5 protein-coding genes are annotated in these 7,984 nt (G+C 35.8%); all 5 read left to right on the forward strand.

Annotated elements, in window-relative coordinates; all coding sequences use genetic code 11:
* Positions 1-585 precede the first annotated feature (585 nt).
* The 5 genes from AB1414_11530 (at position 586) to AB1414_11550 (ending at position 7,819) form a co-directional block, all read left to right on the forward strand.
* Entirely contained in the window at positions 586-1,620 is a 1,035-nt protein-coding gene (locus tag AB1414_11530; protein ID MEW6608060.1) for a hypothetical protein, read from the forward strand.
* A gap of 419 nt (positions 1,621-2,039) precedes the next feature.
* The gene (locus tag AB1414_11535; GenBank protein MEW6608061.1) at positions 2,040-3,083 is read left to right on the forward strand and encodes a DUF11 domain-containing protein; all 1,044 of its coding nucleotides are present in this window, start codon (positions 2,040-2,042) and stop codon (positions 3,081-3,083) included.
* A 394-nt stretch (positions 3,084-3,477) separates the two neighbouring features.
* The gene (locus AB1414_11540) at positions 3,478-4,683 is read left to right on the forward strand and encodes a T9SS type A sorting domain-containing protein (protein ID MEW6608062.1); all 1,206 of its coding nucleotides are present in this window, start codon (positions 3,478-3,480) and stop codon (positions 4,681-4,683) included.
* 23 nt (positions 4,684-4,706) lie between these two features.
* Entirely contained in the window at positions 4,707-5,981 is a 1,275-nt protein-coding gene (locus AB1414_11545) for a PorV/PorQ family protein (GenBank protein MEW6608063.1), read from the forward strand.
* Positions 5,982-6,952: 971 nt separating this feature from the next.
* The gene (locus AB1414_11550; protein ID MEW6608064.1) at positions 6,953-7,819 is read left to right on the forward strand and encodes a hypothetical protein; all 867 of its coding nucleotides are present in this window, start codon (positions 6,953-6,955) and stop codon (positions 7,817-7,819) included.
* Positions 7,820-7,984: the final 165 nt, after the last annotated feature.

Genomic DNA, 7,984 nt, shown 5'->3' on the forward strand with positions numbered 1-7,984 from the left:
AAGTGCTGACATAGGTTATCCTTCTGAGGTTGACGATAATGATGGTTCAGAATCACCACCTTGTGCAAATTGGAACATTACCACTACTGGTGCAGTAACATTTAAACTGGGTGATGTTGGACCTAATACAGAGGGAAGATTATTCTTTAGAGTATACATCAAGTAGTTAAGAGTAGAGAGTTAATAGTTGAGAGTTTTACCAGAGACTTTTGAGCTTTCTCTTGAAAAGGAATCCCAGATTTATCTGGGAGGGTGTTAAGTAGAAACTTTAAAAATGCATAACTTATAATGCTCTACTTGTGTCTACGGTAGGAGAGATATAGGTGTATCCCCAAAAAGGGACAAAAGTACCTGAAAAAGTATACTTGTGTTCAGAAAAGGCTTGAAGTGTCTTTTAGAAGCTACCATTGTGTCTGTAAGAGGATGTAATGAAGGAAAAAGGGAAAAAGATGAAAAAATTCCCCTTTTCCCTAATTTCCCATTTTCCCTTACACACAGAGAGTAGAATGTTTATCCGTTTAACCCCTTATAAATAAAAGGGATAACATATTTTGCCATTCAAAAAAGAAAGGAGGTAGATAAAAAATGGCAATTTCAAAAAAACAAAATGGGCAAAATCTTAAAAAGAAAGGAGGTGATAAGAAAATGCAAAATGCAAAAAGCAAAATGCAAAAAGGGCTCTTATTAGCAATGCTAACCTTAGGGCTGATGATGGTTTTAGCACCAAAGACAGTTAATGCACAAGTAGGGACGAGTGGTACGACTGCAAATACACAGATACTTAACATGGCAACTGCTACCTATGTAATAGGTGGTAACACCAGAACTACCACGACGAATATCTCTATCACAGTAGGACAGATATATGGTGGTAGCTGGACTGTCTCTGCAGATCAGTATGGAGTACCAGGAGGTACAGTAGATTACATCTATGAGCTGAAGAATAGAGGAAATGCCGCAGATACATTTAACTTGACCTTAGGTACTACCAGTTTGCCAGGTAATTGGACTGCCGAGATTCGAGTAAATAGTGTGGCGACAACTACTATTACATTAGCTGAAGATGCTGTTGGCACATTTGCCGTCAGAGTATCAATACCAGGTACTGCACAAAATGGTGATACAGGTACAGTAAGTATAACAGCAACTACTACCAATGATGGTGGAACATACACGGTTGGTGAGTGGATATACGGTGGATTAGACTTGCTCAGCGACACAAGAACAACTACAGCACAAGCAGCAGTGATAACTCTGACAAAGACTATTTACTCATATGGGACACCGACAGGATATGGTGGTAGTAACTCATATGTACCAGGTGGGACAATCACTTACATGATTACCTACCGCAATGAGGGTGCAGCAACAGCAACAGATGTGACAATTACTGATATAATCCCAGCTCATACGAGGTATGCTACGGAGACAATGAGGATAGGTACTTCAGGCGATACATATGAGAGTGCTGAATATGATGAGGCTGATGATGATGATGATGGAGAAACACTACCTTGTGCAAATTGGAACATTACCACTACTGGTGCAGTGACATTTAAACTGGGTGATGTTGGACCTAATACAGAGGGAAGATTATTCTTTAAGGTATACATCAAGTAGTTAAGAGTAGAGAGTTAATAGTTGAGAGTTTTACCAGAGACTTTTGAGCTTTCTCTTGAAAAGGAGTCCCAGATTTATCTGGGAGGGTGTTAAGTAGAAACTTTAAAAATGCATAACTTATAATGCTCTACTTGTGTCTACGGTAGGAGAGATATAGGTGTATTCCCAAAAAGGGACAAAAGTACCTGAAAAAGTATACTTGTGTTCAGAAAAGGCTTGAAGTGTCTTTTAGAAGCTACCATTGTGTCTGTAAGAGGATGTAATGAAGGAAAAAGGGAAAAAGATGAAAAAATTCCCCTTTTCCCTAATTTCCCATTTTCCCTTACACACAGAGAGTAGAATGTTTATCCGTTTAACCCCTTATAAATAAAAGGGATAACATATTTTGCCATTCAAAAAAGAAAGGAGGTAGATAAAAAATGGCAATTTCAAAAAAACAAAATGGGCAAAATCTTAAAAAGAAAGGAGGTGATAAGAAAATGCAAAATGCAAAAAGCAAAATGCAAAAAGGGCTCTTATTAGCAATGCTAACCTTAGGGCTGATGATGGTTTTAGCACCAAAGACAGTTAATGCACAAGTAGGGACGAGTGGTACGACTGCAAATACACAGATACTTAACATGGCAACTGCTACCTATGTAATAGGTGGTAACACCAGAACTACCACGACGAATATCTCTATCACAGTAGGACAGATATACGGTGGTAGCTGGACTGTCCCGGCAAATAAGGATGGTATACCAAATGGTACGGTAGAGTATGTCTATGAGTTAATGAACAAGGGAAATTACGCAGATACCTTTAACTTAACCTTAGATACTACCAGTTTGCCAAGTGGTTGGACTGCCGAAATTCGAGTAAATGGTGTTGCGACAACTACTATTACATTAGCTGAAGATGCAGTTGGCACATTTGCAGTAAGAGTATCAATACCAGCTACGGCAACAAATGGTGAGAAAGGTACGGTAAGTATAACAACAACTACTACTGACGATGGTGGTACATACACGGTTGGTAATTGGATATACGGTGGATTAGACTTGCTCAGCGACACAAGAACAACGACAGTGATGGCAGCAGTGATATCTCTGTCTAAGATTATTTACTCTTATGGGACACCAACAGGATACGGAGGTAGTAACTCCTATGTCCCAGGTGGGACAATCACTTACATGATTACCTACCGCAATGACGGTGCAGCAACAGCAACAGATGTGACAATTACTGATATAATCCCAGCTCATACCACTTATGCTACGGAGACAATGAGAATAGGGACTTCAGGCGATACCTATGAAAGTGCTGACATAGGTTATCCTTCTGAGGTTGACGATAATGATGGTTCAGAATCACCACCTTGTGCAAATTGGAACATTACCACTACTGGTGCAGTAACATTTAAACTGGGTGATGTTGGACCTAATGCAGAGGGAAGATTATTCTTTAGAGTATACATCAAGTAGTTAAAAGATGAGGGTTCAAAAAGTCATAACTGGTGTATGCGGTATCAAAACTATAGTTGTGTCCAATTTGTAGAGAGATTAGTGTGCGTAAAAATAGTATTGTAGATCGAGATTTATATTCAAGACAAAAAGAAAACTGTGTTCTTTAGACTACATCTTGGAAGGATAAAAGTGTTTTTTAAATAGTCTACTTGTATTTTGAAGTGTCTTTATATACTATTATTGTATCAAAGAATCCTCAACAAGTTGAGGCATCCAACTTTCTATTGTGGGGACGCCCAATCTTGTATGGAAGAGGGAATGCATACTGATGATTTAAAAAATTTATCAGTGTTAATCTGTTTATCTGTGATTAAATTTTTTACAATGCCTGAAAAAGGATAGGTTAAAGAAAATGAAAAAGACAAAATTCTATCAGGTAATGATAACTATTTGTACTATATTAGTGTCTTTGCAAGATTCTATTGTATCTGCTCAGCTTACTCCAGCAGGAACTATCATTACCAATGGTGGAGATAGTGTTATCTTAAGTTATAATAATAAAGAACATAATGTCTGCAATGTTGTAAGTTTTCCAGTAGGACAGGTATATGAACTCTCACTTACTAACCTCACAGGTGTAGGTCTAAGTATTTCTCCTGGAAAGACAGTTTATTATGGTTATACAGTGAAGAATACAGGAAATGGAACTGATACTATACACTTATCATGTGAGATAACCCAAGGTTCTGGAGGAACCTGGACTGCACTATTAGTTTCATCTAATCCAGGAACCGGTTCTATTCCTCCTTCTATAAATATTCCTCCAGATACTACTTATTCTTATTATATCAAAGTTACCTCTCCTATAACTTCAACTCCAGAAGACTACTGTGTTATCAAAGCAATAGCAAAGAATTCTTATTATCATACCCATAACAGTAGTGATGGTTGGCCAATAGGAGCAAGTGCTGATATTCAAACTGATGCTATAACTACCACGGTATCACCCATAGGTATTATAAGTAAAATAGTGTTAAGTACTAATATTACAACAATACCAGTGGATGCACCACTAACCTTATTTACTATTCAGACTCAAGATGAGTATAATAATCCTGTTAATGTTGGTACTGATACTTTAATTTGTTTAAATTCTACCTCTCCAACGGGTAAATTTGCTACTTCAACTATAGGGCCATGGGATGATACACTATCAGTTATTATTCCTAATGGAAGTAATACTGTCAGTTTCTATTATAAAGATACCAGTAATGGTACCTTCATCATTACTGCTACAGAATATCCAGATATGGGTTGGACCGATGGCAAAAGACAGATAGTCATTGTTGTAGGAGACCTTAGCAAAGTAACTAATTATCCCAATCCATTTGATATGACGACAATCAACAGTATCTCTATTGGACCATTACCACTTAATACACAGGTTAAAATATATACCTTAGATTTGAGATTAGTTCGGACATTATACGAGCAAAATGGAGAGGTGATTTGGGATGGTAGAAATGAATCAGGAGAGAAGGTAGCAAGTGGAATTTACATATATTTAGTTGAGTCTGATAAGGGACATAAGGTCGGTAAGATAACCTTAATAAAATAAATTATTAAAAGGGGGTTTTTAAAATGAGTAGAATAGTAATTTGTTGTATGTTAGTAATATTGCTTTTAGTATCAGAAACTTATGCTGGGAGTGCTGGTAGTACTGGAGGAGCTTTTTTAAGGATTGGGATGGATGCAAGAGCAATTGGTATGGGTAGCGCATTTACCTCAATAGCAGATGATGTAAGTAGTATCTATTGGAATCCTGCGGGGTTGAGCGAGTTAAAATATAAAGAGGCATTATTTATGCATACCCAATGGGTGACAGATATTAAAAGTGAGTATTTAGCTCAAGCTCAACCACTTAAACATGGTGGTTATGGATTTAGCCTGCTATATTTATACACAACTGATATAAGACGTAATAAGTTAGGAAAAGAAAGTGGTAGTTTTAATAATTATGACTCCTGCGTTACATTAGCATACGGTTATAAGCTAAATTCTAATATTTCATTAGGCTTAAGTTCAAAAATTATCTCTTGCTGTCTTGATACTACCAAAGCAAATTCCTACTGTATAGATATTGGTGGATTATATAAAAGAGATAATTTAAGATTAGCTGCAGTAATACAAAATTTAGGTTTAGGAATGAAATTTCGAGATGAAAATGACCCTATGCCAATTAATTTTAAGTTAGGTGCGGGATATAAATTATTAGATAAATCCCTTACCTTATCAGTAGATATTGATAAACCCATAGATGATAACATTAGCATTAATTTAGGTGCAGAATATTCATATAAAGATACAATTATAGGCAGGATAGGATATCAAATAGGTAGAGATGTAGGAGATTTAAGTACAGGTATAGGATTTAAATTCAGGGATTATAAATTAGCTTATGCCTTTGTACCCTATGATAAATTGGGTAATACTCATCGCATTTCACTTACTATGCAATTTACTCCTAAAATAGAAGAAAAACTACCTATCCCCAAAGTTCCAAAACCTACACCTGTTCCAGAAGCAATAGAGATACAACCGACTGTGATTGTTTATAGTTGGAGAGGTATAATAACACCAGATGGAGATGGGATTGAGGATACGGTTACTTTTAATCTTAGAGTTGGAGGATTTAAATGCCCAATAGAAATATGGGAATTAAATATTACTACTACTGAAGATAAATCAGTCAAAATATTTGTTGGGTCAGGAAAACCGCCATTTACTATTGTATGGGATGGCAGAAACAATGAAGGTCAAATAGTACCTATTGGAACATATTTCTATATTTTATATATAAAAGATAGTGCTGGTAATAAACTTTGCTCAGATAAACAGAGAGTTATAATAAGATAGAAACATTATCTACTTCAACTGATAGAAAATTGCTTTTTGATTGTTTTGGGTATTATATCCATTTGTGGGCCTTTATTTCCGTAGATTGCATCTACGGTTATTTAAAATTCGACGCTTTCAGCGTCAATAACCTAAAACCTAACCGCACAGGTCGAAATTTTTCCACCTGTGCGGTTAAATGTAAAATGGATAATGTAAAATGAAAATGTATAACTGAAAGGTAATGAGTCTTGCGAAGTACTAAAATTTCCCATTCTTCATTTCCTGTTTTACATTTTACATTTATTTTTCCTTTGCGTCTCTGCGATGAATTAGTCTAATCGCACAGGTCGAAATTTATTCTGACAGGGAACTATTCAATAAACTGGTCTTGTGTCTGCCTCCTCTTGCAAAAAGAATATTCCATATCCTCATCTGGGAGGGAGGAGAACATAAACTTGAAAACCTTGAGAAACACCTTAACATAAGAATAGTAAAAGGAGACAGACGCTACTATCAGAATCCAGCAGAAAGTATCGAAAGCGATTATCTGCTATTTCCAATTCACTCAACCTATGATTATACCTATAATTATCCCTCAACGAAGTTGTCATTCTATCTTCCTGAGTCATTAAGAAAAATATTTGTAACTATTCAGCTTCCATTTTTTTCCTTTTAACACTGAAAGTGTTAAATTTCACATAACCGTAGATATAATCTACGGAAAAAGACTGGTGAGCACTACTCGACCCTGAAAGGGTCGAATTTTATCCATCGCCTAAAATTCAACCCTTTCAGGGTTGAGATGTCGTAGATGTTTCGTTTCCGCAGGTTTCTCCTGCGGTTATGTAAAATTTAAACCTTTCAGGTTTGATAAAAAAAGATAGTTAAAAAATGACGAAACTACACTGGTGAATAGTTACAAAATTTCAACCTGTGAAATAGGTCGAAAAATTTATTGACAAAGATAGAAGTTTAGTATATACTTATAGATGATGAAGAAGAAATGGCATCCGTATTTCTCAAATGTATTAAAACATCTACTCGAACCTAAAGGGTTTAGTGTTGAAACAGAGGTTGAGGTTGGCAAAATGCCATTAAGGATAGATATTGTGGTCATTAAAAAGGGCAAGGATGCGGATGTTAAATCTTTACCTCTTGTATTCCAATCATTTACTGATTATAATGTTATTGAATATAAATCACCTGGGGATAGATTCACTCGGAATGATTTTGACCGATTATTTGCTTATGTGCTATTATTTAAGATAAAAAAGAATATAGAATGGCGAAGACAAATAAATGTTTATGCACTTTTAAGCGGTGGTATAAAGGGAATAGAGGATTATATTCGTGGTAATGGACATAAACTCGCAAAGATAAAGGAAGGGCTTTATTTTGCGGATTTTGGGTTTAATTTTTATTTAATTCAACTTGATAAATTAGAAATGATAAATGAGAATTATGGATTGATACTTTTTACATCAGGGGATAAAATTAAGGAGTTAGCCAGGGAGATAGGTAGTAAAGGAGATAGTGTATCAAAGTTAGATTTATTAGAGTTGCTCGAAACAGGATTATATTTACATCCTGACGAATTTAAAGAGGAGGTAAGATTAATGCCACAGACATTAGCCGACAGGCCTGACATAATCAGTGAGTTAGCAGAAATAGTTGGGGTAGATAAATTTGTGCAGGGAATTGGTGAAGAGAAGGTAATTCGCAGTCTTGGAAAAGAGAGGGTAATTCGTAGCCTTGGCGAAGAAGAGGTGATTCGCAGCCTTGGTGAAGAAAATTTATTGAAAAATTTTATAAATCTTTTAGGCAAAGAGAAGATAAAAAAGATGTTAGAAGGATAAAGAATTTTTGTAACCGTTCAGGCTATATATCAAAAGTGGTAACTATTCAGCATACCAAGCAAGTAGGAAGTAGGAAGTAGGAAGAGGGGAAAATACTTCATACTATTTTACTCTTAATTGATTTGATTAAACCTATAAGCATCCTACTCACTTCTTCAGATATAT

This window comes from bacterium, from assembly GCA_040755795.1.
Taxonomy (GTDB): Bacteria; UBA9089; CG2-30-40-21; order CG2-30-40-21; family SBAY01; genus JBFLXS01.

Excerpts from the sequence above, each read along its gene's own strand:
- AB1414_11530 (MEW6608060.1), top strand. The coding sequence starts at position 586 with ATGGCAATTTCAAAAAAACAAAATGGGCAAAATCTTAAAAAGAAAGGA.
- AB1414_11535 (MEW6608061.1), top strand. The coding sequence starts at position 2,040 with ATGGCAATTTCAAAAAAACAAAATGGGCAAAATCTTAAAAAGAAAGGA.
- AB1414_11540 (MEW6608062.1), top strand. The coding sequence starts at position 3,478 with ATGAAAAAGACAAAATTCTATCAGGTAATGATAACTATTTGTACTATA.
- AB1414_11545 (MEW6608063.1), top strand. The coding sequence starts at position 4,707 with ATGAGTAGAATAGTAATTTGTTGTATGTTAGTAATATTGCTTTTAGTA.
- AB1414_11550 (MEW6608064.1), top strand. The coding sequence starts at position 6,953 with ATGATGAAGAAGAAATGGCATCCGTATTTCTCAAATGTATTAAAACAT.